This window comes from Halomonas sp. Y3 (genome assembly GCF_024137965.1).
GTDB classification, from domain to species: domain Bacteria; phylum Pseudomonadota; class Gammaproteobacteria; order Pseudomonadales; family Halomonadaceae; genus Halomonas; species Halomonas mongoliensis.
Genome location: NZ_CP099975.1, coordinates 2,792,314 through 2,815,432 on the forward strand (window position 1 = coordinate 2,792,314; position 23,119 = coordinate 2,815,432).

General features: G+C 69.7%; 24 protein-coding genes and 1 pseudogene. 16 read left to right on the top strand and 9 right to left on the bottom strand.

The annotated features are described in order from the left end of the window. Window positions 1-190: 190 nt before the first annotated feature. The 4 genes from NHL60_RS13285 (at window position 191) to dusA (ending at window position 2,171) form a co-directional block, all read left to right on the top strand. Window positions 191-532 carry a type II toxin-antitoxin system RelE/ParE family toxin gene (locus NHL60_RS13285; RefSeq protein ID WP_253444178.1) on the top strand — a complete coding sequence of 114 codons (342 nt, stop codon included), beginning with the start codon at window positions 191-193 and terminating at the stop codon, window positions 530-532. 10 nt (window positions 533-542) lie between these two features. Beyond that, window positions 543-845: a helix-turn-helix domain-containing protein gene (locus NHL60_RS13290; RefSeq protein ID WP_253444181.1), complete on the top strand. Its 303-nt coding sequence runs from the start codon at window positions 543-545 to the stop codon at window positions 843-845. After that, window positions 842-1,069: a hypothetical protein gene (locus NHL60_RS13295; protein ID WP_253444184.1), complete on the top strand. Its 228-nt coding sequence runs from the start codon at window positions 842-844 to the stop codon at window positions 1,067-1,069. The genes NHL60_RS13290 and NHL60_RS13295 overlap by 4 nt, the downstream gene beginning before the upstream one ends. A 91-nt stretch (window positions 1,070-1,160) precedes the next feature. Beyond that, window positions 1,161-2,171, top strand: a complete 1,011-nt coding sequence (gene dusA / locus NHL60_RS13300) for a tRNA dihydrouridine(20/20a) synthase DusA (RefSeq protein WP_253444187.1) — start codon at window positions 1,161-1,163, stop codon at window positions 2,169-2,171. Window positions 2,172-2,181: 10 nt separating this feature from the next. Here dusA and NHL60_RS13305 read toward each other — a convergent pair whose 3' ends face one another. Continuing rightward, the gene (locus NHL60_RS13305; RefSeq protein ID WP_253444190.1) at window positions 2,182-3,213 is read right to left on the bottom strand and encodes a succinylglutamate desuccinylase/aspartoacylase family protein; all 1,032 of its coding nucleotides are present in this window, start codon (window positions 3,211-3,213) and stop codon (window positions 2,182-2,184) included. A gap of 159 nt (window positions 3,214-3,372) precedes the next feature. Between NHL60_RS13305 and NHL60_RS13310 the strand changes: the two genes are divergently transcribed. Then, window positions 3,373-3,990, top strand: coding sequence for a TetR family transcriptional regulator (locus NHL60_RS13310; protein ID WP_253444193.1), 618 nt, complete (start codon window positions 3,373-3,375; stop codon window positions 3,988-3,990). Window positions 3,991-4,019: 29 nt separating this feature from the next. Here NHL60_RS13310 and NHL60_RS13315 read toward each other — a convergent pair whose 3' ends face one another. The 5 genes and pseudogenes from NHL60_RS13315 to ltrA all read right to left on the bottom strand — a co-directional run bounded on the left by NHL60_RS13315 (window position 4,020) and on the right by ltrA (window position 12,226). After that, window positions 4,020-4,775 carry an enoyl-CoA hydratase-related protein gene (locus NHL60_RS13315; RefSeq protein WP_253444196.1) on the bottom strand — a complete coding sequence of 252 codons (756 nt, stop codon included), beginning with the start codon at window positions 4,773-4,775 and terminating at the stop codon, window positions 4,020-4,022. Between the two features lie 72 nt (window positions 4,776-4,847). Next, window positions 4,848-6,260: an efflux transporter outer membrane subunit gene (locus NHL60_RS13320; protein WP_253444198.1), complete on the bottom strand. Its 1,413-nt coding sequence runs from the start codon at window positions 6,258-6,260 to the stop codon at window positions 4,848-4,850. Then, window positions 6,253-9,395 (bottom strand): annotated as a pseudogene (locus NHL60_RS13325) (efflux RND transporter permease subunit). The gene NHL60_RS13320 and the pseudogene NHL60_RS13325 overlap by 8 nt, the downstream one beginning before the upstream one ends. Further along, window positions 9,395-10,630 (bottom strand): efflux RND transporter periplasmic adaptor subunit, encoded by a 1,236-nt coding sequence (locus tag NHL60_RS13335; RefSeq protein WP_253444204.1) that lies wholly within the window; start codon window positions 10,628-10,630, stop codon window positions 9,395-9,397. Before NHL60_RS13335 ends, NHL60_RS13325 begins: the two are co-directional and overlap by 1 nt. Before the next feature lie 219 nt (window positions 10,631-10,849). After that, on the bottom strand, window positions 10,850-12,226 hold the full coding sequence (ltrA, locus tag NHL60_RS13340; protein WP_253444207.1) for a group II intron reverse transcriptase/maturase: 1,377 nt from the start codon (window positions 12,224-12,226) through the stop codon (window positions 10,850-10,852). 686 nt (window positions 12,227-12,912) lie between these two features. Between ltrA and NHL60_RS13345 the strand changes: the two genes are divergently transcribed. From NHL60_RS13345 to NHL60_RS13355, 3 genes are all read left to right on the top strand, one after another. After that, complete coding sequence (locus tag NHL60_RS13345; RefSeq protein ID WP_253444210.1) at window positions 12,913-13,779, top strand: alpha/beta fold hydrolase; 867 nt, start codon at window positions 12,913-12,915, stop codon at window positions 13,777-13,779. A gap of 117 nt (window positions 13,780-13,896) precedes the next feature. Beyond that, entirely contained in the window at window positions 13,897-15,891 is a 1,995-nt protein-coding gene (locus NHL60_RS13350; protein WP_253444213.1) for an AMP-binding protein, read from the top strand. Further along, window positions 15,885-16,904, top strand: a complete 1,020-nt coding sequence (locus NHL60_RS13355; RefSeq protein WP_253444216.1) for a 1-acyl-sn-glycerol-3-phosphate acyltransferase — start codon at window positions 15,885-15,887, stop codon at window positions 16,902-16,904. The genes NHL60_RS13350 and NHL60_RS13355 overlap by 7 nt, the downstream gene beginning before the upstream one ends. On the opposite strand, the gene NHL60_RS13360 is transcribed toward NHL60_RS13355, so the two are convergent. Together NHL60_RS13360 and NHL60_RS13365 are read right to left on the bottom strand one after the other, a co-directional pair. Next, window positions 16,834-17,100 (bottom strand): fasciclin domain-containing protein, encoded by a 267-nt coding sequence (locus NHL60_RS13360; RefSeq protein WP_253452196.1) that lies wholly within the window; start codon window positions 17,098-17,100, stop codon window positions 16,834-16,836. The genes NHL60_RS13355 and NHL60_RS13360 overlap by 71 nt on opposite strands. Then, complete coding sequence (locus NHL60_RS13365; protein ID WP_253444219.1) at window positions 17,070-17,339, bottom strand: hypothetical protein; 270 nt, start codon at window positions 17,337-17,339, stop codon at window positions 17,070-17,072. The genes NHL60_RS13360 and NHL60_RS13365 overlap by 31 nt, the downstream gene beginning before the upstream one ends. Before the next feature lie 132 nt (window positions 17,340-17,471). Here NHL60_RS13365 and NHL60_RS13370 point away from each other — a divergent pair, with 132 nt between their 5' ends. Continuing rightward, entirely contained in the window at window positions 17,472-17,786 is a 315-nt protein-coding gene (locus NHL60_RS13370) for a YqfO family protein (RefSeq protein WP_253444221.1), read from the top strand. Window positions 17,787-17,804: 18 nt separating this feature from the next. Here NHL60_RS13370 and NHL60_RS13375 read toward each other — a convergent pair whose 3' ends face one another. After that, a complete protein-coding gene (locus NHL60_RS13375) occupies window positions 17,805-18,362 on the bottom strand; it encodes an NUDIX hydrolase (protein ID WP_253444224.1) in 558 nt (185 codons plus the stop codon). Window positions 18,363-18,440: 78 nt separating this feature from the next. Here NHL60_RS13375 and NHL60_RS13380 point away from each other — a divergent pair, with 78 nt between their 5' ends. The 7 genes from NHL60_RS13380 (at window position 18,441) to NHL60_RS13410 (ending at window position 23,108) form a co-directional block, all read left to right on the top strand. Beyond that, window positions 18,441-19,076: a CoA pyrophosphatase gene (locus NHL60_RS13380; RefSeq protein WP_253444227.1), complete on the top strand. Its 636-nt coding sequence runs from the start codon at window positions 18,441-18,443 to the stop codon at window positions 19,074-19,076. A 20-nt stretch (window positions 19,077-19,096) separates the two neighbouring features. Then, window positions 19,097-19,762, top strand: coding sequence for a 2OG-Fe(II) oxygenase (locus tag NHL60_RS13385; RefSeq protein ID WP_253452199.1), 666 nt, complete (start codon window positions 19,097-19,099; stop codon window positions 19,760-19,762). After that, window positions 19,762-21,192 carry a PAS domain S-box protein gene (locus NHL60_RS13390; protein WP_253444230.1) on the top strand — a complete coding sequence of 477 codons (1,431 nt, stop codon included), beginning with the start codon at window positions 19,762-19,764 and terminating at the stop codon, window positions 21,190-21,192. The genes NHL60_RS13385 and NHL60_RS13390 overlap by 1 nt, the downstream gene beginning before the upstream one ends. After that, window positions 21,165-21,308, top strand: coding sequence for a hypothetical protein (locus tag NHL60_RS13395; protein WP_253444233.1), 144 nt, complete (start codon window positions 21,165-21,167; stop codon window positions 21,306-21,308). Before NHL60_RS13390 ends, NHL60_RS13395 begins: the two co-directional genes overlap by 28 nt. Further along, the gene (locus NHL60_RS13400; RefSeq protein WP_253444236.1) at window positions 21,305-21,955 is read left to right on the top strand and encodes a response regulator transcription factor; all 651 of its coding nucleotides are present in this window, start codon (window positions 21,305-21,307) and stop codon (window positions 21,953-21,955) included. The genes NHL60_RS13395 and NHL60_RS13400 overlap by 4 nt, the downstream gene beginning before the upstream one ends. 83 nt (window positions 21,956-22,038) lie before the next feature. Next, on the top strand, window positions 22,039-22,404 hold the full coding sequence (locus tag NHL60_RS13405; RefSeq protein ID WP_253444239.1) for a hypothetical protein: 366 nt from the start codon (window positions 22,039-22,041) through the stop codon (window positions 22,402-22,404). 62 nt (window positions 22,405-22,466) lie between these two features. Beyond that, on the top strand, window positions 22,467-23,108 hold the full coding sequence (locus tag NHL60_RS13410) for a c-type cytochrome (RefSeq protein ID WP_253444242.1): 642 nt from the start codon (window positions 22,467-22,469) through the stop codon (window positions 23,106-23,108). Window positions 23,109-23,119: the final 11 nt, after the last annotated feature.

Below are 23,119 nucleotides of genomic sequence, written 5' to 3' on the forward strand. Positions count from 1 at the left end.
CGACAGCAATGACGGGCATTTCAGCGACTCAGTAGCAAATTCGCAGCAACATGAAGCCGAAATTGCCGCCGACGGCATGGCGTATCAGAGCATAACCGAGCCCGATCCCTGGTTCTTAGGTGGCGCTGCCCCGCCTTGACTATAGGGCACCGCCTATATAGGATTTACCCTATAGCCGAAGGATGACCCTATGTGGCAAATCGAGCAGACCAGCACCTTTGAAGAGTGGTACTTCTCGCTCGACGATACCGACCGGGAGAACGTGCTGGCCGCGCTCTTGATGCTGAGGGAGCGAGGACCGATGTTGCCCCGGCCGCACGCCGACACGGTGAACGGCTCGCAGTATCGCAACATGAAAGAGCTGAGGATTCAGAGCCAGGGCCGGCCGCTCCGGGCCTTCTTCGCCTTCGACCCGCGGCGAACCGGCATCGTGCTATGCGCCGGGGACAAGACCGGCAACAAGCGTTTCTATGATGACTTGATCCCAGTGGCCGACCGGGAATACGCCGCCCACCTGGAATCCCTGAAGTGAGGTGACCGCCATGACCCGCACCCTAGACCAACTGCTCGCCAGCGAGCGCCCCGAGGTCGTCAGCCGGGCCAAGGAGAAGGCCGACGAGATGCTGCTCGAGCTGCGCCTGGCGGAGGTTCGCCGCCTGGTGGAGATGACGCAGGCTGAGATGGCCGAGGCCCTCGGCGTCAAGCAACCGACTATCGCCGGCATGGAGAAGGGGGGCCAGGATCTCCGCCTGAGCTCCCTCAAGCGCTACGTCGAGGCCATCGGCGGTAAGGTGCGTCTCGACATCGAGCTGCCCGACGGCACCCATCACGGGTTCTCGGTGTGACTCGCGTCCTCGAATGCCAGGGCTATGCCGCCCGCATCGAGTTCGACGCCGAAGACGAGGTGTTCGTCGGCCACGTCCTCGGGATCGCCGACCGCATCAGCTTCCACAGCGCGCGCGCCGCCGAGTTGCAGGCCGCCTTCCGCGCCGCTGTCGACCACTACCTGGAAGACTGCCGGGCCATCGCCCGGGCCGCCGCCGAGAGCGGCTTACAGCCCGGGCACTGACCGGCGGCCAAGGCCGACGCGGTGCAACAGGTGAAGCAGCAGGCCGAATCGTGACGACAATCCCCCAAAGGAGGGAGGCTAGAAGCCTGATATGGTAGGAACAACCCCAGCAGACGCGGCCCGCCGATTTTCTGTGGCCCCCATGATGGATTGGACGACCCGCGACTACCGCGCCTTCGCCAGGACCCTGACCCGCCACGCCCTGCTCTACACCGAGATGGTCACCACCGGCGCCATCCTTCACGGCAGCCCCCGGGAGCGCTTTCTCGGCTTCGATGCGGTGGAGCATCCGCTGGCCCTGCAGCTTGGCGGCAGCGACGCCGGCGAGCTCGCCGAGTGCGCCGCCATCGCCGAGGCCTGGGGCTATGACGAGGTCAACCTCAACGTGGGCTGCCCCAGTGACAGGGTGCAGAACAACCTGATCGGCGCCTGCCTGATGGGCCATCCGGAGAAGGTGGCCGCGGCGGTGCGCGCCATGCGCGAGGCGGTGTCGATCCCGGTCACGGTCAAGTGCCGCATCGGCATCGACGACCAGGATGAGGACGCGGATCTCGAGCGCTTCATCGCCACGGTGGCCGACGCCGGCTGCGACACCTTCATCGTGCACGCCCGCAAGGCCTGGCTGCAGGGCCTCTCGCCGAAGGAGAACCGCGATATCCCGCCGCTCAACTACCCCCGGGTGCACCGCCTCAAGGCGAGCCGCCCGGCGCTGCATATCGGCATCAATGGCGGCATCAGGACCCTCGAGGAGTGCCGGGAGCAGCTGGCGCAGGTGGACAGCGTGATGGTGGGGCGCGAGGCCTACCAGAACCCCTGGCTGTTGGCCGGGGTCGATGCCGCCTTCTACGGCGAGCCGGGCCCGGCACTGAGCCGACACGACGCGGCCAGGGCCTTTCGCCCCTATATCGCCCGGCGCCTCGAGGAGGGCGCCAAGCTCAACCACATCACCCGCCACCTGCTGGGCCTCTTCCAGGGCCAGCCCGGGGGCCGGCGCTTCCGCCGCCACCTCTCCGAGAACGGCCACCTCGACGGGGCCTGCCTGCGGGTCTTCGACGACGCCCTGAGCCTGGTCCCCGAACGCGACGCCGTCGCGGAGAGCTGAGCCGCCGCCTTCAGTAGAGCGGGTCGGGCGGGGGCGAGAGGCTGGAGTGGAAGTCCTCGATGGCGTTCTCCGCCTCCTCGATGGCGTCGAAGCGGGCGATATGGAAGAGCGCCTCCCCCTCGTTGGCCAGGGGCAGTCGACTCATCCCGATGACGATGCCGTCGGCCATGGAGCGCACCTCCCCTTCCGCGTTGCCGAAGGGGTCGGCGACACGCCCCAGCAGCTCCCCCTTCGCCACCCGGGCGCCGAGGCGCACCTGGGGGCGCAGGATGCCGTCGATGGGCGCCCGGGCCCAGCTGGAGCCGTTGGCGATCTCTGCCGCCGGCGGCGCGCGGCGGCGATGCTCGCCGGTGAGCATACCGAGCCGACGCATCACCCTGAGCACGCCACGCACCCCGGGGGTGATCGCCCACTCATCGAAGCGTAGCGCCTCGCCGGCCTCATAGGTCAATACCGGGATGCCGCGGTTCTGGGCGTAGTGGCGCAGGCTCCCCTCGCGCAGCTCGGCGTTGAGGATCACCGGCGCGCCGAAGGCGTTGGCCATGCGTTCGGTCTCGCTGCCGCTCTCCAGCTGGGCGCGGATCTGGGGCAGGTTGGTGCGGTGGATCGCCCCGGTGTGCAGGTCGATGATATGGCTGGCGTGATCGACGATCTGCTCGCGAAACAGCGCCGCTACGCGCCCGCCCAGGGAGCCGGACTCGCTGCCCGGGAAGCAGCGGTTGAGGTCGCGACGATCGGGAAGGTAGCGGCTGTGCTGCACGAAGCCGAAGACGTTGACGATGGGCACGGCAACGAGCGTGCCACGCAGGCCCTGGAGCTGCTTCGAGCGCAGCAGGCGGCGCACGATCTCCACGCTGTTGATCTCGTCGCCGTGGATGCCGCCGCACACCAGCAGGGTCGGCCCCGCCTGCCGGCCGTGCACCACCTCCACGGGGATATAGAGCGGCGCATGGGTGTAGAGACGAGCCACCGGCACGTCGATCTGGGTACGGGTGCCAGGGGCGATCGAAATACCGGCGAGGTCGAAGGCGGCACGGGCCATGGCGTCATCCTGTGACAGGGCGTGAAGCCCCTTTATACCCCGCCCCGCCGACGCCGGGCGAGTCGCCTGCCCTCCCCCGCATTAATCATACATTCACGAATGTAAAAGCCGGAGGAATGGGGTAAAATGCGACGACTGTCGATTTCTGGAGTTCGCCCCATGGCGCGAAAGACCAAGGCCGAAGCCGCTGCCACCCGCGAGGCGCTGCTCGATGCCGCCGAGGAGGTGTTTCTCGAGAAGGGCGTGGCTCGCACTTCCCTGGAGCAGATCGCCCGTCACGCGGGCATGACCCGGGGCGCCGTCTACTGGCACTTCAGGAACAAGGCCGACCTCTTCCAGGCCATGCTCAACCGGGTGCGCATGCCCTTCCAGGAGCTGGTCGAGGAGATCGGCGACCCGGGCCTGGCCGATGCCCCCCTGGAGGCGATCCGCCTGGCCTGCGTCAGCGGCTTCGAGCGCCTGGAGCGCCCTCGCTACCGCCGGGTGCACGCCATCCTGATCCATCACTGCGAGGTGTTCGGCGACATCGACCCCCTGGCCATGCAGAACGAGATGGCCGAGGAGTCCTGCGGCGCCCTGCGCGACTACCTGCAGTGCGCCGCCCGGCTGGGCCAGCTGCGCGACGACCTCTCCCCGGAGGTCGCCGCCCAGCTGCTGCAGTCGATGCTCGGTGGACTCTTCCACGACTGGCTGCGCAATCACGAGCAGTTCTCCATCGTCGAGCAGGGCAACCTGCTGGTGAAGACCCAGCTCGACCTCTTCCGCCGCCGGACCTGACGTCCGGCGGCCTCTCTCCCCTGGCGCCCCTAAGGGTGGCGCCGGCTGGCGAAGAAGGCGTCGATGGCGCTCTGGGCCTCCGGCGAGCGGCAGCGCTCGAGCAGCGCCTGCTCCTCGCGGTCCAGGGCCGCTTCGATCGCCTCGGCCTGTGCGTCGCGCATCAGCGCCTTGGTGGCCAGCAGTGCCTCATAGGGCCTGGCCAGCAGGCGGGCGGCGCAGTCGAAGGCCTGCTCCAGCGCCCGGCCATCCGGCGCCGTATCGGTCACCAGGCCGATCTCCCGAGCCTCACGGGCCGAGAAGGTGTTGCTCAGCAGCAGCATCTCGCTGGCCGCCTTGGGCCCGGCCAGGCGCGGCAGCAGCAGGGTCGTCGCCCCGATCGGGCTCAGCGCAAAACGGCTGAAGGGCAGCTGCAGGCGGATCGAGTGGCCCGCATAGGCGAAGTCGCAGTGCAGCAGCATCGACACCCCCAGGCCCATGGCGATCCCCTCGGCGGCGGCGATGGCAGGCTTCCTGAAGGCGTGCAGGCGACGCAGGAAGCTGACCGCGGACACGCTGTCGGCCTGGGCCAGGGCCCGGTAGTTGTCCAGGTCGTTGCCCGCCGTAAAGCAGTTCTCGGTGCCGGTGAGAATCAGCACCTTGACTCCGTCGTCCGCCTCCGCGCTGTCGAGCGCCTCGATCAGCGTCGCATAGCTGGCCTCGTCGAGGATATTGCGCCGCTCGGGACAGCTGATCTGCAGCACCAGAATGCCGTCGTCGCGCCGTGTCGCGGTGATGCGGGTTGCCATGAGATCTCTCCCTTCCAGTGATTGGGCCGCCCGGCACCCCGGGCGGCCCTGGTTCCATGGGTCGCGCCTGTGTCAGCCCTCGACCTGCCAGCCGCCGCCCAGCGCCTTGAACAGGGTAGCGGTGGCGGTCAGGCGATCGCGCATCGCCTCGGAGAGCGCCAGCTCCGCGGCGAGCAGCGCCCGCTGGGCATCGAGGAGCTCGATGAAGCCCACGAAGCCCTCCCGGTAGCGCACCTCGGCCAGCTCCAGGGTGCGCTCGAAGGCTTCCACCTGGCGACCGATCGCTTCCACCCGCTCCCCGCTCGCCTCGTAGCTGACCAGGGCGTTGCGCACCTCGTTGAAGGCCTGGGCCACGGTGGCGCGGTACTGCACCTCCGCCTGCTCGGCCAGGGCCTCGGCGGTCTCGGTCCGCGACGCGCTGCGCCCGAAATCGAACAGCGGGCCCATCACCGTGGCGGAGAGCCCCCAGGTGCCCGCCGCCGAGGTAAAGAGATCACCGGCATCGCCGGCGGCGCTGCCCAGCAGCCCGCCCAGGTTGAAGCGCGGCAGCCGGCTCGCCTCGGCCACGCCGATGCCGGCGTTGGCGGCGACCAGCCCCGCCTCGGCGGAGCGGATGTCGGGACGGCGCAAGAGCAGCGCCGAGGGCAGCACCGCCGGCACGCCGTCGGGCAGGGCGATCGCCTCCAGCTCGGTGTCGCCGTAGTCCAGCTCTGCCATGAGCTCGGCGGGGGTCATGCCCACCAGCAGCGCCAGGGCGCCCTCCAGCATGCGCACCCGCTCCCGCTGGCCCGGCAGCTGGGCCAGGGTCGACTCCAGCTCCGACTGGGCCTGACGCAGGGCCAGCTCGTCGCTCTCCCCCACGTCGAAGCGCAGCTGCTCCAGGCGGAAGGTCTCCTCCCGGGACGCCACGGTCGCCTCGGTGATGCGCAGCTGGCGCTCGGCGCTACGCAGGTCGAAGTAGGTGGCCACCACATCGGCGATCACGTTGAGCCGCACCGCATCGTGGGCGAAGAGGCTCTGTTCGAGCAGCGCCTCGGAGGCCTCCCGCTCCCGGGCCAGGCGGCCCCAGAGGTCCAGCTCGTAGTCCAGCACGCCGGCCAGGGAGAAGAGGTTGTCGGTGCTGCTCTGCCCCAGGGGCGAGGCGGCCCCCGGGGTGCGCTCCCGGGCCGCCTCGGCCTGGGCATTCACCGACGGCAGCTGCTCGGCCCGGGCCAGACCCAGGCGCGCCCGCGCCTCATGGATCCGCGCCAGCTGCAGGCGAAGTTCCAGGTTGTCATCCACGGCCCTGGCCACCAGGGCATCCAGGTGCGGGTCCTCGAACTGGCGCCACCACTGCTGCCAGTCGGCGCGGGCCTCGTCGGAGAGCAGCACATGTTCGGGCCACTCGTCGGGCAGGTCCAGCGCGGGGGCCCGATAGTCGGGCCCCACGGCACAGCCGGCGATCAGCGCGGTGGAGAGCAGCAGGACAGGGAGTACCTTACGCATGGGTTGACTCCTTCTGTTGCCGAGCCGCCTTGCGCTCGCGCAGCCAGGTGGTGAGATCGTCAAGCAGCTTGTAGGCCAGGGGCACGAAGATCAGCGCCAGGGAGCTGGCCAGGAGCATGCCGCCCACCACCACGGTACCGATCTCCTGCCGACTGTTGGCGCCGGCGCCGGTGGCAAAGACCAGCGGCAGGGTGCCGATGATGAAGGTCAGCGCCGTCATCAGGATGGCCCGGAAGCGCTGCTGGGCCGCGGCCAGGGCCGCCTCGGCGGAACTCTTGCCCTCGCGCCGGTTCTGGGCGGCGAACTCCACGATCAGGATGGCGTTCTTGGCCGCCAGGCCGATCAGCACCAGCAGGCCTACCTGGAAGTAGATGTCGTTGGGGAAGCCCCGCAGCATGGCGGCGAGCGACGCCCCCAGCACCCCGAAGGGCACCGCCGTGGCCACTGCCAGGGGCAGCGACCAGCGCTCGTACTGGGCGGCCAGGATCAGGAATACCATCAGCAGGCCCAGGCCGAAGGCCAGGCCGCCGGCGCCGGCCGCGGCGTCGAGCTGGTAGGCCTCGCCGGTCCAGCCCAGGGAGGCATCGCCACCCTGCAGCACCTCAGCGGCCACCGCCTCCATGGCCTCCTTGGCCTGGCCGGTGGTGTAGCCCGGCGCCGCGTCGGCCAGGAACTTGGCGGCCGAGTAGACATTGTAGCGGTTGAGGATATCCGCCCCGGCCTCCCGGGTCAGGGTCACCAGGGAGCTGAGCGGGATCATCTCGCCGCTCTGGGAGCGCACGAAGACCTTGTTGAGATCCTCGGGCTGGCTGCGGAACTCGCCTTCGGACTGCAGATTCACCTGCCAGTTGCGCCCCGCCAGGGTGAAGTCGTTCACGTACATGGAGCCGAAGGTGCTCTGCATGGTGGCAAAGACCTCGTTGACGGGCACCCCCATGGCGCGGGCCTTCTCCCGATCCAGCTCCGCCCGATAGCGCGGAATGGAGGTATCCAGGGTGGTCCGCGCATTGGTCAGCTCCGGACGCTCGTTGGCCGCGGCGGCGAGCCGGCCGGCCAGCTCGGCGATCTCCTCGGTGGTGGCGTCGCCGCGCACCTGCAGGTAGCCCTCCACGCCGCCGGTCAGGGAGAGCCCCATGATGGGCGGCGGGGTGAAGGAGATCACGAAGGCCTCGGGAATGCCGCCCCCCATGCCCATGATTCGACCGGCCAGGGACTGGGCATCCTGGCCGGGGCCCTCACGCTCGCTCCAGTCGGCCAGGTTGGCGAAGCCCACCCCGGCACTGGTGCGCAGGGCGCCGGCGATGATGTCGAAACCGGCGAAGGTGGTGAACTCGTCGATCTCGTCCATCTCCAGCAGCATGCCGGAGAGCTGGTCGCGCACCGCCTCGGTGCGGGGCAGCGCCGACACCGCGGGCAGCTGGTAGACCACCAGGGCTACCCCCTGGTCCTCCTGGGGCACCAGCCCCGGCGGCAGGCGCGACATGGAGAAGAGCGTTGCCGCCATCACGCCGGCGAAGAGCAGCACGCCGACCACCCCATGGCGCAGCAGCCTGGCCACCAGCCAGGTGAAGCCGCGGGTCAACCGCTCGAAACCGGCATTGAACCACTGGAAGGGCTTGGCCACGGTGTGGGACTGCTTGTCGAGCAGCAGGGCGCACATGGCGGGCGTCAGGGTCAGGGCCACCACGCCGGAGACCACCACGGAGACGGCGATGGTCACTGCAAACTGACGGTAGAGCTCGCCGGTCAGGCCACCCAGGAAGGTCACCGGGGCAAATACCGCCACCAGCACCAGGGTGGAAGAGACCACGGCGCCGGCCACCTGCTTCATGGTCTCGATGGCCGCCTCGCGGGCCTTCATGCCCTGCTCCCGGATCAGCCGGTCGACGTTCTCCAGCACGATGATGGCGTTATCCACCACGATACCGATGGCCAGCACCAGACCGAAGAGCGTCAGCAGGTTGACCGAGAAGCCGAAGGCCAGCATGCCGGCGAAGGTGCCGATCAGCGATACCGGAATCGCCGCCACCGGAATCAGGGTGGCGCGCCAGTGCTGCAGGAAGGCGAAGGTTACCGCCACTACCAGCGCCACGGCGATCAGCAGGGTGATGAACACCTCGCGGATGGAGATCTCCACGAACTCGGTGGTGTCGTAGGGCACCGTATAGGCGAGCCCCTCCGGGAAGCGGGAGGAGAGATCCTCCAGCGCCTCGCGAACCGCGGTGGCGGTCTCCAGGGCGTTGGCCCCGGGCTGCAGGTAGACCCCCATGGGCACGGCGCTCTGGCCGTTGTAGGTGGCCGAGAAGGCGTAGTTCTGAGCCCCCAGCTCGGCGCGAGCCACGTCGCCCAGGCGCAGGGTGCTGCCATCCTCTTCTGCGCGCAGGATGATGGCTTCGAACTCCTCGGGGTCGGAGAGCTGGCCCTGGGTGGTGACCGAGAAGGTGAAGGCTTGCCCCTCCGGCGCGGGCTCGGCCCCCAGGCTGCCGGCGGCAAACTGGGCGTTCTGCTCGCGGATCGCCGCGGCCACATCGTTGGGGGTCAGGTCGTACTGGGCCATCTTGTCGGGGCTGAGCCAGACCCGCATGGAGTAGTCCTGGGCCCCGAACAGGGAGGCGTCGCCCACGCCCGGAATACGCACCAGCTCATCGAGGACGTTGAGCAGGCCATAGTTGGACATGAAGAGCACGTCGCGGCTGCCGTCCGGGGAGAAGAGCACCGGCACCATCAGGATGTTGTTGGAGCGCGCCTCGACCCGTACGCCCTGATCACGCACCTGCTGCGGCAGGCGAGCGGTGGCGGCCTGGACGCGGTTGTTGACGTTGATGGCGGCCTGGTCGGGGTCGGTGCCCATCGCGAAGGAGATGGTGATCTGCAGGCTGCCGGCGTCGGTGGACGTCGACTCCATGTAGAGCATGTTGTCGACGCCGTTGATCTCCTGCTCCAGGGGGCGGCCACCGCCTCGGCGATCACCGAGGAACTGGCGCCGGGATAGGCGGCCTGCACCACCACCTGGGGCGGCACCACGTCGGGATACTGCTCCACCGGCAGGGCACGCAGCGCCGCCATGCCGACCAGGATAATGATGATGGAGATGACCGAGGCGAAGATCGGCCGATCGATGAAGAACCTGAGCATCACGCCTCCTCGTCAGCGGCGTCCGCGGCATCAAGGGTCGCTTCGCCGGCCGTCTCGTCGATGTCGGCGTCGTCGACGGAATCCACCTCGCTCGGCTGAACCGGCATGCCGTCCTGCAGCATCATGAGGCCGCTGACGATGATGCGATCGCCCGCCTCGAGGCCGTCCAGCACCACCTGGCGGTTGTCGACGATGGGGCCCAGCTCCACGTCCCTGGCGTGAGCCTGGTCATCGGCCACCACGAAGATGCGCGGACCGCGGGGACCCTGCCCCACCGCCTCCTGAGGCACCAGGAAGACATCGTCGAGCTCCTGCACCAGCACCCGCACCCGCACGAACTGGCCCGGGACCACCAGGCCCTCCGGGTTGGGGAAGACGGCACGGGCCGAGACGCTTCCGGTGCGCGGGTCGATGGTGCTGTCGGTGAAGTCGATCTGGCCGCGCTCCTCGTATTCGCTGCCGTCGGGCAGGGTCAGCCACGCCTCCCGGGGCGCCTCCGCCTGGGCGTCACTCATGGCCCGCCGCGCGGCGCGCTGCAGGGCCGCATCGCGCTCGGGCAGCGAGAAGCGCACATGGATCGGGTCCTGCTGGGTCACCGTGGTCAGCAGGGTACCGCGCTCGATCAGGCTGCCCTCGGGGAAGCTCTCAAGCCCCGTCAGGCCGTCCAGGGGCGCCTCTACCTGGGTGTAGCTGAGGTTGAGCTCGGCGCTGGCCACCCCGGCCTCTGTCAGCGCATAGCGCGCCTCGGCCAGCTCCCGGGCGGACAGCGCGCTGTCCCGCTCGCGCTCGCTGACCGCGTTCTGGTTGAACAGGGTCGAGATGCGCCGCCACTCGCGATTGGCCTGGTTCAGCTCGGCCTGGGCGTTGGCCCGTTCCGCCTCGGCGCGCTGGAGCGCGATCGCGTAGGGCTCGCGATCGATGCGGAACAGGGGGTCGCCTGCGCTGACCACCTGGCCCTCGGTGTAGAGGCGCTCCTCGAGGATGCCGTCGACCCGTGCGCGGACCTCCACTTCCCGGGAACCCCGTGCACGTGCCGCATACTCCTCGATCACCTCGACGCTGCGCGGCTCGACGCCGAGCACCACCACCGGGGGAGGCGGACGCTCGCCGCCACCGCCCATGGGGCCGCCGGCCTGGTCGTTATCCTGACCGCAGGCGGCCAGCCCGACGGCCATCAGCCCGACAAGGGCCAGTTTTTTCAGGGGCTTGTGCCCCCTCAGGGGTGCCAATCGCATGGAAGTCTCCAGTCAGGGGGGTGTCGCAGGGAAAGAGCGCAGGCGCTACGGCACGGCGGGCGCTACCGCGCAGGATTATAGCTACATTCATGTATGTATACTAGCCAGAGGGAGCGACTTGTTCGGCGATAAAGAATCGGGTAGGGGCCGGGGTTGCCCCCGGCGCCCTCCCACACCACCGTACGTACGGTTCCGTATACGGCGGTTCACGAAGAACGATTAAGCCCTCTTGACCGTACCAAGTACCGAGATCAAGCCCAGCCGGTCGAACCACTTCCGCGGCAGGGCTTGATTCATGTGCGAGGCGCCGGCATTCCACCAGGGACCTCGCCCATTCCCCGCTGATTTCCAGGCACGCTTGTCGCCCAGGCCCAGCGCCAGTAGCTTGCGCCGCCGGGTCCATGGGCGCTTCCACTGCCGCCAGATCACGCAGCGCAGTCGACGGCGTATCCATTGATCCAGCACTTCCAGGGGGTGCCTTACATCGACAAGGCGGAAGTAATTGGCCCAGCCCCGCAGGACGGGGGCCAGCTCCTCAATGACTCGCCGTATGTTGCGCCCCCTGCCGCGCTTGAGGATCTCGCGGACACGCTGCATCAGGCGCTGCAGGCTGGCCTTGGCCAGCGTCAGCTTCGGCAACTTGTGCCGGGTCAGCGTGTAACCCAGGTACCCCCGGTTCCAGGGTCGGTCCACCGCACTCTTGTCGCCATTGACCGTCAGCCTGAGCGAGCTCTCGAGAAAATCACTCAGACTGGCCATGACGCGCTCGCCCGCTCGCCGACTCCTGACATACACCTGCATGTCATCGGCGTAGCGGCAGAAGCGGTGACCGCGGCGTTCCAGCTCCTTATCCACGTCATCCAGCAGGATATTGGCCAGCAGCGGGCTGAGTGGCCCGCCCTGGGGCGTGCCCTGCCGGCGTGGCGCGGCCAGGCCGTCCTGGAACATCCCGGCTTCCAGATAGCGTCGGATCAGGCGCAATGCTCGCTTGTCGCGGATGCGGCGCGCGACCCGCGCCATCAGCAGGTCGTGGTTCACCCGGTCGAAGAAGGCTTCCAGGTCGAGGTCGACCACCCAGCGGTGGCCGGCAGTGACATGGGACTTCATCGCCGAGACGGCCTGCTGGGCACTGCGCCCAGGGCGATAGCCGTAACTCGATGCGGAGAATTCCGGATCGAAGATCGGCGTCAGCACCTGAAGCAGAGCCTGCTGAATCAGCCGGTCGGTAACCGTGGGGATGCCGAGCTGTCGCGTTCCGCCCTTGGGCTTGGGGATCTCGACGGCTCGGATCGGGCTGGGGTGGTACTCACCGGCCAGTAGCCGTTCGCACAGCGTTGGCCAGCATTCCTTCAGGTGGTCGGCCAACTGGTGGACCGTCATGCCATCGGCACCCGGCGCCCCCTTGTTGGCGACCACCCTTCGGTAAGCCCGCGCCATGTTGGCCTTCTCTACCACGGCTTCCATGAGCGGGGCGGGCTCCGCTTTCGTCCACGATGACGACGCCGGGACCGTCTCGACGCCCACCGGCCGGGACCCGGGGTACTGCCCCTGCCCCTCTGGGTGGGTGGCGGTATCAGCGCCACTTTCTGCCTTCATGATCGATCCTCGAGACATCATCGCCTACTCGCGGTTCTTCATGTTCGGCCCTTGGTGTCGGGGTGAGTCGACACTTACTATGGCCTCTGCTGACGTCTGGTGGCCCATCCCGCCGCCTCTCGACGCCGGTAGCACGTGGCAGACCACCAGACCTCCCAGGGTAAGACGCGCGACTTTCCTGCTTATGCCTGTCGGATCTACGCCATGGCGTTCCGTGCAAGTACCGGGCTTTGATGATTTCGGCCATCTCACCCCGCCATAACGCCTCGTATCCGCTTCCTGTTCGTCAGGCCAGCGTTTTGCCTCGGGCTTCCTTCAGATTCCCCCTCGCGGGAGACACCCTTGCCGTCGGCTAGCACTTCCCCTTGCCGGGCGTGCAGGGGACTTTCACCCCCAAGTCATTCCAAGGCACCAACCTCGGAAACAGCGCCAGTCAGGCGCTGCGCGCCATGCCTGGCGCACTGAAAAAAAACCGCCCCTGAGGGGGGCGGCAAGGCAGGGTTGGTACAGACGGGACTTGAAACGAGGAAGAGGTCATTTCAAGCAGAGGGTAGAGGCACCCTCACGACAAATATTGGACCATAGCTATCCATAAATCAACAAATGTATAGGTATTTTTCTCCTCGACCCCTCGAGAAGCTCTCGCTATGCTCCCGAACAGGCTCAGCACTGCCCCGGGAGCGGCCATGGATGCACTGGAACTGATTCGCCTGGATGACCTGGAGCTTGCCGTCCGGGTCTGGCACCCCGAGGCCCCCCGCACCCTGGTGGCCTGGCACGGGCTGGCCCGTCACGGAGGGGACTTCGCCACCCTGGCCCGCCGCCTCGGCCCCGAGTGGCGGCTGATCGCCCCGGACACCCCCGGTCGCGGCCTCTCCAGCTGGTCACCTCGGCCTCCCCACGACTATCGCTATGCGCGCTATGCCGAACTGGCCGTCGCCTTGCTCGACCACTTCGACCTGGAGTGCGTGCCCTGGGTGGGCACCTCCATGGGCGGGCTGCTGGGCATGCGCCTGGCCGCCGAGCCCGCCACAGCGGCGCGCATCGAGCGGCTGGTACTCAACGACATCGGCCCGGAGCTCGAGCCTGCCGGCCTTGCCGAGATCGCCACCTATTTCGGTCGTCCCCACCGCTTTGCCCACTTCTCGGCGCTGGAGGCGGAGCTGCGCGACCACTACGCCGGCTTCGGCCTGGAGAGCGATGCGGCCTGGCGGGAAATGGCGCTGGGCAGCGCCCGGCGCCTTCCCGACGGCAGCTGGAGCTTTCACTTCGACCCGCGCATCGCCGAGCAGTTTGCCCACGACCCGCCCCGAGACCTGTGGGCCGACTGGCGCGCCCTCTCCTGCCCGCTGATGGTGATTCGCGGCGCCGACTCGCCGCTGCTGAGCCGCCACGCCGTGGCGCGAATGGCCGACGCCCAGCCGAGTCTCGTCACGCTCGAGGCGCCCGGCTGCGGCCACGCCCCCATGCTCGACCGGGGCAGCCAGACGGCGCCCCTTGCCGATTTTCTCGCCTCCCCCGCAGGCGACCCCGGCGCCGGCAGCACCGCCTGACAGGTCCGGGGCCGGCCGTCGGCCGGGGCGCCCCGCTGAACTCCGGCGAGCTGCCGGTGTCGTCAGCACAGGCCCGACAGATGCCGGGGAACAGGCTGGCCAGCCGCGAGGTACCCCATGGTCCGACCCGACGAGCCCCCTCACACCGGCAACGCCGATGCGACCCAACAGCGCCTGCTGGAGGTGATCGACACCCTGGTTCAGGAGACGCGGCCCCGGCGGCATGACCACCGCCGTGCGACCCTCGACGCCCGCCTGGACCGCGACCTGGGCCTCGACAGCATGGCGCGCTCCGAACTGCTGCTGCGCCTCGAGGACGCCTTCGACACCCGGCTGCCCGAGAGCGGGCTGATGGCCGACACCCCGGGCGAGCTGCTGACGCTTCTGATGGAGGCCCGCGGCGGCGCGCCGCCGACGCCCTCGGCCTCGCCCGAGCCCGCAGCGGACCTCGCCGCGGTAGCGGGCACGCCGGATACCGCCGACACCCTCAATGCGGCGCTGGACTGGCACCTGGCTCGCCACCCGGAGCGCCCCCATCTGCATATCTACACCGGCGACGACGAGGCGCAGACCCTGAGCTATGCCGAGCTCGATGACGGCGCCCGGGCCATCGCCGCGGCGCTGCGCCGCCGCGGGGTCTCCCCCGGCGAGCGGGTCGCCCTGATGCTGCCCACCGAGCCCGACTACTTCACCGCTTTCATCGGCATCCTGCGCGCCGCCGCGGTACCGGTTCCCATCTATCCGCCGGCGCGGCCGGCCCAGCTGGCGGAGCACCTGCGGCGCCACGGCGGCATCCTGAGCAACGCCGGCGCCAGGGTGCTGATCACCCTGCCCGAGGCCCGCCGGGTAGCGAGCCTGCTGCGGGCCGAGGCACCGCGGCTGGCCAGCATCGTCACGGTGGCAGAGCTCGGCGAGGAGCTCGGCGAGGAGCTCGGCAGCGACGATGAGGCCGACAGCGGAGACGCCGAGCCCCTCGACGCCGATAGCCTGGGGCTGCTGCAGTACACCTCGGGCAGCACCGGGGACCCCAAGGGGGTCACGTTGACCCATGGCCAGCTGCTGGCCAACATCCGCGCCATGGGCGAACGGCTGGAGGTGACCTCCCGGGACGTCTTCGTCAGCTGGCTGCCGCTCTACCACGACATGGGCCTGATCGGCGCCTGGCTGGGCAGCCTCTACCACGCCGTTCCGCTGGTGGTGATGTCGCCCCTCGCCTTCCTCTCCCGCCCCCAGCGCTGGCTCGAGCTGATCCACCGCCACCGGGCCACCCTCTCCGGCGCCCCCAACTTCGGCTATGAGCTCTGCCTGCGCACCCTGGATGCCCGCCGTCTGGAAGGACTCGACCTGAGCAGCTGGCGGGTCGCCTTCAACGGCGCCGAGCCGGTCAGCCCAGGCACCATGCAGCGCTTCGCCGAGAACCTCGCCGACTTCGGGCTGCGGCCGGACGCCCTGATGCCGGTGTACGGCCTCGCCGAATCCGCGGTGGGCCTGTGCCTCGCCTCGCCGGGCCGCGGCCTGGTGCTCGACCGGGTCGATCGCGAGACCTTCATGACGCGGCAGGAGGCGCGGCCGGTCGCGGCGAGTCAGGAGAGCGACACGGCCCAGACCTTCGTCAACTGCGGACCGCCGCTGCCGGGCTACGCGGTACGCATCCTCGACCCCGACGGCAGGGAGCTGCCGGAGCGACACGAGGGCGACATCGAGTTTCGCGGCCCCTCCGCCACGGCGGGCTATTTCGACAACCCGGCGGCCACCGGCAAGCTCTTCCATGGCGCCTGGCTGCGCACCGGCGACCGCGGCTATCTGGTCGACGGCGACCTGCATATCAGCGGCCGGGTCAAGGACGTGCTGGTGCGAGGCGGGCGCAACCTCTACCCCTACGACCTGGAGGAAGCCATCGGCCGCCTGGAAGGGGTGCGGCAGGGCTGCGTGGCGGTTTTCGGCCATCTCGACCCCGCAAGCGGCGTCGAGGAGCTGGTGGTAGCGGCGGAGACCCGCCTGACGGACCCGGCACAGCGCGAGGCGCTGGCCCAGGCGATCCGCGAAGTCACCGTCGATATCGCCAATGTCCCGGCCGATACCGTTCGGCTGGTGCCCCCCACAGCGTGCTGAAGACCTCCAGCGGCAAGATTCGCCGGGCGGCCACCGCCGAACGCTTCCGCAGCGGTCGTCTCGGCCAGGAGGGCGCCCCCGTCTGGCGTCAGGCGCTCCGCCTGGCCGCGAAGGCGGGCGTGCAGCGGATGCGACACCGCCTCATCTGGCTCGGCGAGCGCCTCTACGCCGGCTACGCCTGGGGGATCTTCGGCCTCGGCGGCGTCCTGCTGTGCCTGCTGGCGCTGCCCCTGCCGCGGCTCGGCTGGCGCTGGGCGGTGGCCCATCACCTGGCCCGCCTGGCCGCCGGGCTTGCCGGTATCCGCCTCGCACGACAGGGCCTCCAGCACCTGCCCCGCCGGGCGCCCTGCGTGCTGGTGGCCAACCACGCCAGCTACCTGGATGCCCTCGCCCTCACCGCCGCGCTGCCCCGGGGGTTTCGCTACCTGGCCAAGGCCGAGCTCCGGCAGCGCCTGCTGCCCCGCCTGGTGCTGACGCGCCTGGGCGTGCTGTTCGTGGAGCGCTTCGATCCTCGCCAGGCCAACCGGGACTCGCAGCGGGTCATGGCCGCCCTGGAGGGCGGTGACTCCCTGGCCTTCTTTCCCGAGGGCACCTTCCATGCGCAAGCCGGCCTCGGTGACTTTCATATGGGGGCCTTCGTCATCGCGGCTCACGCCGGGGTGCCGGTGGTCCCGGTGGCCCTGACGGGTACCCGGGCGGTGCTGCGCGGCAGGGAGTGGCTGCCCCGACCCGGCCGGGTTCGGGTCTGCCTCGGCGAGGCGCTCCGCCCGACCGGCGACGACTGGCGCGAGGCGGTCAGGCTGCGCGACGCCGCCCACGCCTTCATCCGCAACCGCGACGAGAGCGGCGCCCCCCAGCGGCCCGGGCCCTCCACAAAAAAGCCGCCCGGGGCGGGGCGGCAAGAGCAAGGGACTGGTACAGCAGGGAGGAAGCGTCGGGTGATCACTCCGGCAGCAGGACGCCGTCGATCACATGGATCACGCCGTTGCTGGCCTCGATATCGGCCTGGATGACGGTCGCGTCGTTGATCATCACGCTGCCATCCTGGGTGGTGATGGTGATCTCCTGGCCCTGCACCGTCTCGGCGCTCTCCAGACCCATGGCGTCCGCGGCCATCACCTTGCCCGCCACCACGTGATAGGTGAGGATCGCCTGCAGGGTCTCCAGGTTCTCGGGCATCAGCAGCTCGTCCAGGGTACCTTCCGGCAGGGCGGCAAAGGCCTCGTCGGTAGGAGCGAAGACGGTGAAGGGGCCCTCCCCTTCAGGGTATCGACCAGGCCTGCGGCCTCGACGGCGGCCACCAGGGTCTCGAACTGCCCCGCCGCCACGGCGGTGTCGACGATATCCGGATGGTCGTGATCATGGCTGCCGGCCTGCACCGCACCGGCCATCATCAGGCCGGCCACGCCGACTCCCATCCAGCGGGTTGCTGCCTTGAAGCTAGTCATGGGTCTTGCTCCTCGAATAAATGCCCAGGGGGCGGGTCGTCAGGGGGGTCGCCCTTGTACGCGACAACTTATTTGTACACGTGCTGAACAAGAAGTTCACCGCCGACAGAATTTTTTACAGGAGCCTGAATCATGTACAAGCTGGCTTTCTTCGTGCCCGTGGAGAGCGCCGAAGCGGTCAAGGAGGCGGTCTTCGCCACCGGCGCCGGCCGCATCGGCGACTACGAGGCGTGCTGCTTCCAGACCCGGGGCACCGGGCAGTTCCGCCCCCTGGCCGGCGCCAATCCGCATATCGGCCGCGTGGGCGATCTGGAGCGGGTCGAGGAGCTCAAGGTGGAACTGGTCTGCGAGGATCACCTGATCCGCCAGGCGGTGGCGGCACTCAGGGCCGCCCACCCCTACGAGGAGCCGGCCTTCGACGTCTGGCGGCTGGAGAGCGTCGAGTAGCACTCGACGGTCACCCAATCAGGCCGAACCGAAGTAGCGCTCGCGATCCTCGGGGGTGATATCGCTGACATGCAGCGGGTAGTGGCCGCCGTCACGATCCTTGAAGAAGTGGCGCAGGGTGCGCTCGATGGTGGGGAAGGCGAGCTCCTCCCAGGGGATCTCGTGCTCCTCGAACAGCGCCACCTCCAGGCTCTCCGGGCCGGCGGCGAAGCCGCCCACCAGGTCGGCACGGAACATCATGTAGACCTGGTTGATGTGCGGCAGGTTGATCATGGCGTAGAGCCCCTGCAGCGCCACCTCGGCACAGGCCTCCTCCCGGGTCTCCCGGGCGGCGGCCTCGCCGGTCGTCTCGGCGTTCTCCATGAAGCCCGCCGGCAGGGTCCAGTAGCCCCGGCGCGGTGCGATGGCGCGGCGGCAGAGCAGCACCCGGGTGCCGCTGACCGGCAGGGTGCCGGCCACGATGCGCGGGTTCTGGTAGTGGATGGTGCCGCACTCGTCGCACAGGAAGCGCGGACGGTCGTCACCCTCGGGGATGGCGAAACGGACGGTGTGGCCGCAGTGGCTGCAGAAGTTCATGGGGCTCCCAGGCAGGCTGACGGGCTTGACGCCGCGGAAGGCGGCCGGGTAGAAGGAACCAAACCCGGTGGAAACTCCATGTTAGAGAAACTTCGCGAACGCCTGCAAGCGCACCGCCCCCGCCGCACCGCGCTGCGCCTCCCCGAGGCGGCGGTGCTGCTGCCCATCGTCGACCGCCCCGAGCCGACCCTGCTGTTCACCCGGCGCGCCGATCACCTCAACACCCACGGCGGACAGGTCGCCTTTCCCGGCGGCAAGCGCGAGCCCCAGGACCCGGATCTGCTGACCACTGCCCTGCGCGAGTCCGAGGAGGAGATCGCCCTGCCCCGTGACAGGGTAGAGCTCCTCGGCCGGCTCTCCGACGTGATCTCCCTGCACGGCCTGCGCGTGACGCCCTGGGTCGGCGTGATTCCACCGGACCTGCCCCTGGCACCCGATCCCACCGAGCTTGACCTGCTCTTCGAGGTGCCGCTTGCGCTGTTCCTGGAGGATCGCCGCCACCATACCGACGTCATTCCCCACGACGGGGTGCTGCACTATGTGCCCAACTACCACGTCGACGGCCAGGTGATCTGGGGGCTCTCGGCCATGATGCTGGTGGAGCTGCTGGCCGAGGGGTTCGGCCGCCCGATCAGCCTGACCCGGGAGCCGCCGGGGCGACTCTGCTACTTTCCCGAACGCCTGCTGCGCATCCAGCAGCAGGCGAGCCCCTGAGCCTATTCGCCCACTCGGAGATAACGACGCTGAACACCCTCCCCCCCGCCCTGGCCCCCGGCGCCCTGCCGGAGCTGATCGACGCCCTGGTAGAGCAGGGCTGGTACCTGGGCCTGGGCGTGCTCGATGCCGAGCTCTGCGCCCAGCTCCACGCGGAGCTTGCGACCCTCGCCGGCCAGGACGCCCTGGAGGCCGCCGGTATCGGCCGCGGCCAGGAGCACCGGCTGCGCCGCGATATCCGCGGGGACGCCATCCACTGGCTCGACCGCGAGAGCCTCGCCCAGCGCCGCTACCTGGAGGCCATGGGCGAGCTCCAGCGGGCGCTCAACCAGGCGCTCTTCCTGGGGCTCTTCGAGTACGAGGCGCACTTCGCCCACTATCCCCCCGGCGCCTTCTACCGCAAGCACCTGGACAGCTTCCGCGGCCGCGCCAACCGGGTGGTCTCCACCGTGGGCTATCTCAACCCGGACTGGCCCGCCGACGGCGGCGGCGAGATGGCGCTCTTCGCCCCGGACGCCCCCGAACGCGAGGTCGCCCGGGTGCGGCCGGAGGCGGGCAACTTCGCCTGCTTTCTCTCCGATAGCGTCCCCCACGAGGTGCTGCCCACCCGGCGGCCTCGGGCCAGCATCGCCGGCTGGTTCCGGCGCAACGCCTCCCTGGGCGGCCTGGTGGATCCGGCGCGCTGATGAAAAGCGACGATATGCAGCGGCGCCTGGCGGCCCTGGAGGCGAAGAACCGCGAGCTCAGGCGGGAGCGGGACCACTACCGCTGGCTGGCCGAGAGCTCCACCGATCTGATCAGCCGCCACGCCCGGGACGGCACCTTCCTCTACGCCTCCGAGGCCGCCCGGGACCTGCTCGGCTACGCCCCCGAGGAGCTGATCGGGGTCTCCGCCTACGATCTCTTCCACCCGGCGGACCTGGCCGACCTGCTCAACAAGTCGCCGCGGGTCTACTACCACGACGGCTTCTACCAGCAGACCTACCGCTTCCGGGCCAGGGGCGGCCACTACGTCTGGTTCGAGACCACCAGCCGCACCCGCCGCGACCCCGCCACCGGCGAGCTTCTGGACATCCTCTGCGTCTCCCGGGACGTGGGCCGACGCATCCAGGCCGAGGCCAACCGCGAGCGCCTGGCCCGGGTGGTGGAGTCCACCACCGACTATGTGCTCTTCATGGATGACGACGAGCGCCTCTTCGACGCCAACGAGGCCGCCCGCCGCCTGCTGGGGCTGCCACGCAGTGAGGCCAGCGCCCGCCTGGCCGACGCCTATACCGCCGGCTCCCTGGGCGAGCTGCGCGACCTGGTGCTGCCCGCGGTGGCCCGCTACGGCTCCTGGAGCGGTGAGCTGGAGATGCGCGGCCAGGAGGGGCCGGTGCCGGTGCTCAGCGTGGTCACCGCCCACCGGGAGCCCGGCAGCGAGCCGGGCCATGTCTCGCTGCTCAACCGCGACATCCGCCTGCGCAAGGCCGCCGAGGCCCAGGCCCGCCGTCACCAGGAGCAGATCGCCCACGCCAACCGTCTGGCCACCACCGGCGAGCTGGCCTCCAATATCGCCCACGAGCTCAACCAGCCCCTGGGCGCCATCGCCAACTACGCCAGCGGCGCCCTGTTCAAGCTCGACGCCGCCCCCGACCAGCCCGCCGAGGCCCTGCGCCTGCCCCTTGAGCGGATTCGCGACCAGGTAGACCGCCTGGCCGAGCGCCTGCGCCATATCCGCACCTTCGTGCGCAAGGGCCAGACCCGCCCCCGCCCCCAGGAGCTGCTCGCCGTGGTGGATGCGGCCTGCCGGCTCTGCGAATGGCAGTTCCAGCAGGCCGGCATCGCCCTGGAGCACGACCTGCCTGAGGCGCTGCCCCGGGTGGTGGTGGACCCGGTGGCCCTGGAGCAGGTGCTGGTCAACCTGCTGCTCAACGCCCTGGAGGCGAGCCGGGAGCATCCCGGCGCCGAGCGGGTCCGCCTGCGCGCTCGCCAGAGCGGCCGACGCGAGGTCACCCTGACCGTCAGCGACCAGGGGCCCGGTGTGCCCGCCGAGGAGGCCGAGCGCATCTTCGCCCCCTTCCACTCCGGGCGCCCGGAGGCCTCGGCATGGGGCTCGCCATCAGCCACTCGCTGATGGAGGCCATGGGCGGCAGCCTGCGCCTGCTCCCGGCCGACGGTTCCGGTGGCGCCACCTTTGCCGCTACACTGCTGGCCGAACCCTCTGCCATGGTTTCCACGAGGCATCCGTGACCGACCACCCCAACGCCTGCATCGCCATCGTCGACGACGACGACGCCCTGCGCGAATCGCTCGCCTGGCTGCTCGACTCCGTGGGGCTCGCCAGCCGCCCCTTCGCCGACGGCGAGGCCTTCCTGCTCGCCGAGCCCTCCGCCTTCGATACGGTACTGCTCGACGTTCGCATGCCGGGATTCTCCGGCCTGCAGGTTCAGCAGCGCCTGAACGAACGCAGCGACGCCCCCCCCGTGATCTTCATGACCGGCCACGGCGACGTGCCCATGGCCGTGGCGGCGCTCAAGGCCGGGGCCCTGGACTTCATCGAGAAGCCCTTCAACCACCAGCAGCTGATCGACACCGTCCAGCGGGCCCTGCTGGCCCACCAGCGAAGGCGCCAGCAGCGCGCCCGACTCGACGATCTCCAGGCGCGCTATGCGGGACTACGCCCCAAGGAGCGGCAGATCCTGGTCCACGTCGCCGAGGGGATGACCAGTCGCGAAGTCGCCGAACACCTCGCCATTAGCGCCAAGACCGTGGAGGTCTATCGACTGCGCGCCATGAAGGCGCTGGGAGCGTCGAGCCTCGCCGAGCTGGTCCGGCTCTGCGTCGCCCTGGAGCTGGTGGAGACGCTGCCTGACCGGGGTCAAGTCGACGCCGATTGATACCCGCCGAGGCGTCCCGACGCCTTGCCGCGGCCACCGCCCCGAGAGATGATCCCGGCATCACCCTGGCTCACGGTCTTCCCATGCGACGTCTCGCCCTGCTGCTCGGCTTCTGCCTGCTGCTTGCCTTCTCGGCAAGCGGGCAGCTGCTGGCCGGGCCGCCGGGGACGACCGCCCAGGCCCCGCCCGACCCGTCGGCCGTCGCGACCCCGAGTCATGCGCACGCGGTCCATGCCCCCTCGGCCAGCGCACCGGCGGAACGGCTTGCCGACTGTCCGGACGAGGCTCACGGCACCGAGTGCCTGGCCGCCGGCCACTGCCTGAGCGGCACCGCCGGCCGCTTCAGCCTGGCGAACTCCCCCGCCGGGGCCACCTGCCCGCCGCCGCCCGAGCTGCGGCACCTCCCGGCTCCCTGCGACCGCCTCGAACGTCCTCCCAGAACCACCTGATTCCGCTGCCTTGCTCGAGCCGCCATGACGGCTCATCCCTCACGGATATCAGGAGATTCTCCATGTCAGCCTTCGTCTCGCCCAAGCGCCCCCTGCGCCCCCTGCGCCACCTGCCCCTCATCCTGCTTGCCGCCTTGGCCCTCGCCGGCCCCCTTCATGCCCATGACGACAGCAAAGAGAGCCAGGCATCCGCCCCGCATCACGGCGCACACGCCCATGCGCCGGCCCCTGCCAGCGACCACGGCGACCACGGCGACCACGCCCACGCACCGGCCCCTGCCAACGACCATGGCGACCATGCCCATGGCCACGGCGACCATGCCCATGGCGATCATGGCCGCCAGGCCCCGCAGGAGTGGCTCGATAGGGAAAGCCCCCTGGTGCCCAGCGCCGACAACCTGGCTTTCGGGCAGCAGGTCTATCAGCGCTACTGCGCCGCCTGTCATGGCGAGAGGGGACGCGGGGACGGTGTCGCCGCCGGCGTGGCCGGCTTCGTGCCAGTACCCACCGACCTCGCCCAGCATGGGGCCGGTCACGCGGCCGGGGAATACGCCTGGCTGGTGAAGGCGGGCAACCCCGAGAGCGCCATGCCACGCTTTGCCGGCAAGCTCGGAGAGGAGGAGACCTGGGCCGTGGTGCTCTACATCCGCCACGTCCTGGCCGCCGGCGAAGCGGATGACGAGGCCGGCGGCCACCGCCACTGACGAGAACGGGC

Coding starts and splice junctions, on each gene's coding strand:
- NHL60_RS13285 (WP_253444178.1), top strand. CDS start 191: ATGTGGCAAATCGAGCAGACCAGCACCTTTGAAGAGTGGTACTTCTCG.
- NHL60_RS13290 (WP_253444181.1), top strand. CDS start 543: ATGACCCGCACCCTAGACCAACTGCTCGCCAGCGAGCGCCCCGAGGTC.
- dusA (WP_253444187.1), top strand. CDS start 1,161: ATGGTAGGAACAACCCCAGCAGACGCGGCCCGCCGATTTTCTGTGGCC.
- NHL60_RS13305 (WP_253444190.1), bottom strand. CDS start 3,213: ATGGCCCGTGCCGCCTTCGACCTCGCCGGTATTTCGATCGCCCCTGGC.
- NHL60_RS13310 (WP_253444193.1), top strand. CDS start 3,373: ATGGCGCGAAAGACCAAGGCCGAAGCCGCTGCCACCCGCGAGGCGCTG.
- NHL60_RS13315 (WP_253444196.1), bottom strand. CDS start 4,775: ATGGCAACCCGCATCACCGCGACACGGCGCGACGACGGCATTCTGGTG.
- NHL60_RS13320 (WP_253444198.1), bottom strand. CDS start 6,260: ATGCGTAAGGTACTCCCTGTCCTGCTGCTCTCCACCGCGCTGATCGCC.
- NHL60_RS13335 (WP_253444204.1), bottom strand. CDS start 10,630: ATGCGATTGGCACCCCTGAGGGGGCACAAGCCCCTGAAAAAACTGGCC.
- ltrA (WP_253444207.1), bottom strand. CDS start 12,226: ATGAAGGCAGAAAGTGGCGCTGATACCGCCACCCACCCAGAGGGGCAG.
- NHL60_RS13345 (WP_253444210.1), top strand. CDS start 12,913: ATGGATGCACTGGAACTGATTCGCCTGGATGACCTGGAGCTTGCCGTC.
- NHL60_RS13350 (WP_253444213.1), top strand. CDS start 13,897: ATGGTCCGACCCGACGAGCCCCCTCACACCGGCAACGCCGATGCGACC.
- NHL60_RS13365 (WP_253444219.1), bottom strand. CDS start 17,339: ATGACTAGCTTCAAGGCAGCAACCCGCTGGATGGGAGTCGGCGTGGCC.
- NHL60_RS13370 (WP_253444221.1), top strand. CDS start 17,472: ATGTACAAGCTGGCTTTCTTCGTGCCCGTGGAGAGCGCCGAAGCGGTC.
- NHL60_RS13375 (WP_253444224.1), bottom strand. CDS start 18,362: ATGAACTTCTGCAGCCACTGCGGCCACACCGTCCGTTTCGCCATCCCC.
- NHL60_RS13380 (WP_253444227.1), top strand. CDS start 18,441: ATGTTAGAGAAACTTCGCGAACGCCTGCAAGCGCACCGCCCCCGCCGC.
- NHL60_RS13390 (WP_253444230.1), top strand. CDS start 19,762: ATGAAAAGCGACGATATGCAGCGGCGCCTGGCGGCCCTGGAGGCGAAG.
- NHL60_RS13395 (WP_253444233.1), top strand. CDS start 21,165: ATGGGGCTCGCCATCAGCCACTCGCTGATGGAGGCCATGGGCGGCAGC.
- NHL60_RS13405 (WP_253444239.1), top strand. CDS start 22,039: ATGCGACGTCTCGCCCTGCTGCTCGGCTTCTGCCTGCTGCTTGCCTTC.
- NHL60_RS13410 (WP_253444242.1), top strand. CDS start 22,467: ATGTCAGCCTTCGTCTCGCCCAAGCGCCCCCTGCGCCCCCTGCGCCAC.